A 3641-nucleotide genomic window follows, 5' to 3' on the forward strand; every position below is an offset into this window, starting at 1 on the left:
CGGGCCGGGCGCCGTGCTGGTGCGCGAGGCGCCCGCCGCGATCGCCGGCGGCAATCTCCAGGGCATCGTCCGCGACGTCGCCGATGCGCTGGCCGAGCATGGCGATGCCGGCTCGCTGGAGCGCCGGCTCGACCATGTGCTGGCGACCATGGCCTGCCACAACTCGGTGCGCGCTGGCCGCCGCCTGCGCCCGGAGGAAATGGACGCGCTGCTGCGCGAAATGGAGGCGACCCCGAATTCCGGCCAGTGCAACCATGGCCGCCCGACCTATGTCGAGCTGAAGCTCGCCGATATCGAGAAGCTGTTCGGGCGGCGGTAGCGACGGGCCCCATCCGTCATTGCGAGGAGCGTAGCGACGAAGCAATCCAGGGGCGGCAGGGCGTATCCTCCTGGATTGCTTCGCTTACGCTCGCAATGACGACCGGAGCTGCTATGGGACAAAATCCTCGTAGAGGTCTCGCCAGCCCGGATTCATCGCTTCGATCAGGGCGAGCTTCTTCGCCCGCGAGCCGCCCTTGAGCTGCTTCTCTCGGCCGATGGCTTCATCCATGCGTTCATGGCGTTCATACCAGACGAGGGTTCTGCAGCCGTAGCGCCTGGTGAAGCCCGGCACGGCACCCTCGCGATGTTGCCAGGCGCGCTCCCCGAGATTTGAGGTCACACCGACATAGAGAGTGCCGTTGCGCCCGCTGGCCATGATGTAGGCGTTCGGCTCACGCATCTGAGATATCCCGCGGCTTGCCCGGCAGGGGAGGGCGCCAGGTATTGCTCGCCAACTCCGTCATTGCGAGCGAAGCGAAGCAATCCAGGGGGACGTAGAGCGAGCCCTCCTGGATTGCTTCGTTGCGCTCGCAATGACGAGGAGCGCCTCAGACCGCCCGCAGGAAGCGCACCTGCGTCTCGCCATAGTCCCGGCGCTCCAGTTCCTCGAAGCCCTCCGGCAGCGCGATCTCCGCCCCCGCCGCTTCCTCGAGCAGCACCAGCGCATCCTTCGTCAGCCAGCCGCCATCGCGGGCCGAGGCGAGGGCCTTCTCGCCCAGTTCCTTGCGATAGGGCGGGTCGCAGAAGACGAGGTCGAAGGGGGGCATCGCGCTGATCGGGCCGAGCTTCGTCGCATCGCGCCGGAAGATCCGGCTCAACCCCGCCAGCCCGAAAGCCATCTGGTTCTCGCGGATCAGCCCGCGCGCCTCGGCGCCGTCATCGACCAGCAGCGCGAAGGCGGCGCCGCGCGACAGGGCTTCGAACGCCATCGCGCCGGTGCCGGCGAACAGGTCGAGCACCCGCGCCCCAGTGACGGCATCGTCATAGCCATGCGCCAGCACGTTGAAGAGCGATTCCCGCAGCCGGTCCGAGGTCGGGCGAATCGCGCCGATCCCCGGCTTCGGACTGGCGAGAGGCCGTCCGCCGAAACGCCCGCCGACGATCCGCATCAGCGACACCCGGGCGGTGCTGATTTCTCACGGAACCACAACGTCATCCTGGACAAGCCGCGAAGCGGCGCAGCTCCGGGATCCATCGTAAGGCTCGGGCGCTCTACGATGGATCCCGGGGCAAGCCCGGGATGACGATGGGGGTTCGAGAGAAGGCGGCAGGCTCTAGCCACGCCGGTCCCGCCCGCCACCCGACCGCGGCGGACCGGACCGTGACGGACCTTTGCCGCCACCGGGGCGCGGGCCCCTGCTGCCGGGCCTGTCGCCTGCGGGCCTGTCACCGAACGACTTGCCACCGAATGATTTGCCGCCGCCTGACCTGTCTCCGAACGGCTTGCCGCCCCCGGACCGTTCACCGAAGGATTTGCCGCCCCCGGGCCTGTCGCCCGAGGGTTTGCCGCGGAACGGGCGCCCGGCTGGCGCGTCGCCGCCGGCTGCGCGCGGCGGGCGCTTGCCCCCTGGCGGCCGTTCGGCCCAGTCGCCGCTGGCGCGCCAGGGCTGCTCGCCGCCGCGATCCTGGCCGAAATTCTCGCGGGGCGGCCGGGCCGGGCGCTCGCCGCGCGGCGCACGCGGCTTGCGTTCTTCGCGCGGCGGCTCCACGGATGCCGGAGCCCTGACGCGCTCGACCTTGACGCGGCGGCCGCTCGGATCCTCGATCGCCTTGTCGCGCACGCGCACGACCGCGCCGGTCGCCTCGCGGGCCTGGCGCTCTTCCTTGGGATCGGCACCGCGGCGCGGCGCGGCGCGGCGCTCGCGCTGCGGCTGTGCCTCCTCGTCGCGCCAGACGGTGCGCTTCCACGGCTTCTCGCTGCGGTCGTCCTGCGACGGCGTGCGCTGGACAAAAGGCTGCCCGTCGCGATCCTCGCGCGGTCGCCGGCGCGGCCGGTCGTCCCCGGCGGGCGCCCGGCTGCGCGCCGGCCGTTCGTCGTCATGTCTGGGTTCCTGCGGGATCTCGTCGCGGCGCGGCGCCTCGAAATCGACGCCGGCCCTGGCCATCAACTCGCTGCCGAGCTGGTCCTTCAGCACCTTGGAGCGGACCTCGTCGGCCTCGCCCTCGGGCAGGTCGCCGAGCTGGAACGGGCCGAAGGAGACCCGGATCAGCCGGTTCACCTGCAGGCCGAGATGCTCGAGCAGCGTCTTGACCTCGCGGTTCTTGCCCTCGCGCAGATCGACGATCAGCCAGGTATTGGCGCCCTGCTCGCGCTCGAAGCGCGCCGTCACCGGGCCGTAATTGACGCCGTCGATGGTGACGCCGTCCCTCAGCGTGTCGAGCCGGTCCTGCGTCACATGCCCGAAGGCGCGCACGCGGTAGCGCCGCAGCCAGCCGGTCTCGGGCAGTTCCAGCATCCGCGCCAGCCCGCCATCATTGGTGAGCAGCAGCAGGCCCTCGGTGTTGATGTCGAGCCGGCCGATCGAGAGCACGCGCGGCAAATCCTCCGGCAGCGCGTCGAACACCGTCGGCCGCCCTTCCGGATCATGGTTGGTCGTCACCAGCCCGCGCGGCTTGTGATAGAGCCAGAGCCTGGTGCGCTCGCGCGCCGGCAAGGGCTCGCCGTCGATCAGCACGACGTCGCCCGGGCCGATATCGAGCGCCGGGCTGTCGATCGGCTTGCCGTTCACCGTGACGCGGCCCTCGGCGATGATCGCCTCGCTGTCGCGGCGCGAGGCGACGCCGGCGCGCGCCATCACCTTGGCGATGCGCTCCGGCTCCTGCGGCGCGGCGGGGACTGGCGCGACCGCCTCGGCGATCTCGGCGGCGCTGCGATGGGCGCGGTCGGGCCGGGCCCGGAACGGCTTGTCGCCGCGCGGCGCGTCGAAGCGCTTGCCGCCGGGGCGCGGCGCGCCGAAGCTCCTGCCTTCGCCGCCTCGGCCTTCACCGGGTTTGCCGCCGAAACGCTTCTCGCCGAAGCTCTTCTCACCGAAGCTCTTGCCGGCAAGACCTTTACCAGCAAAGCCCTTGCCGGCCGGCCTCTCGCCGCGCGGGCGGTCGCCCTCGCGCGGTGGCCGGCTGGCACGCTGATCGTCATCGCCACGGGCGCGGAAGGGGCGCTCGCCGCCTTCGCGGGGCGGGCGGCCGGCGAAGCGATCCTCGCTGCCGCGCGCACGGAACGGACGCTCGCCACCCTCGCGAGGCGGGCGCGGCGCGCCGTCGCGGCTCGGCCGCTCGAACCGGCCGGGCCTGTCGCCAGAGGGCCGCTCGCCGGCGCGGGC

General features: G+C 71.8%; 3 protein-coding genes and 1 pseudogene. 1 reads left to right on the plus strand and 3 read right to left on the minus strand.

The window, feature by feature from the left end; all coding sequences use genetic code 11:
• Positions 1-319, plus strand: a pseudogene (locus tag V6M56_RS02800) (DNA mismatch repair endonuclease MutL); the annotation flags it as partial.
• A 111-nt stretch (positions 320-430) separates the two neighbouring features.
• Here the strand turns inward: V6M56_RS02800 and V6M56_RS02805 are convergent.
• From V6M56_RS02805 to V6M56_RS02815, 3 genes are all read right to left on the minus strand, one after another.
• A complete protein-coding gene (locus V6M56_RS02805) occupies positions 431-721 on the minus strand; it encodes a GIY-YIG nuclease family protein (protein ID WP_332681057.1) in 291 nt (96 codons plus the stop codon).
• A gap of 148 nt (positions 722-869) precedes the next feature.
• Positions 870-1430 carry a 16S rRNA (guanine(966)-N(2))-methyltransferase RsmD gene (gene rsmD / locus V6M56_RS02810; protein ID WP_332681058.1) on the minus strand — a complete coding sequence of 187 codons (561 nt, stop codon included), beginning with the start codon at positions 1428-1430 and terminating at the stop codon, positions 870-872.
• A 165-nt stretch (positions 1431-1595) separates the two neighbouring features.
• Positions 1596-3179, minus strand: a complete 1584-nt coding sequence (locus V6M56_RS02815; protein WP_442881059.1) for a pseudouridine synthase — start codon at positions 3177-3179, stop codon at positions 1596-1598.
• Between the last annotated feature and the right edge of the window lie 462 nt (positions 3180-3641).

This window comes from Allobosea sp., from assembly GCF_036675845.1.
GTDB lineage: Bacteria > Pseudomonadota > Alphaproteobacteria > Rhizobiales > Beijerinckiaceae > Allobosea.

Coding starts and splice junctions, on each gene's coding strand:
- V6M56_RS02805 (WP_332681057.1), bottom strand. CDS start 721: ATGCGTGAGCCGAACGCCTACATCATGGCCAGCGGGCGCAACGGCACT.
- rsmD (WP_332681058.1), bottom strand. CDS start 1,430: ATGCGGATCGTCGGCGGGCGTTTCGGCGGACGGCCTCTCGCCAGTCCG.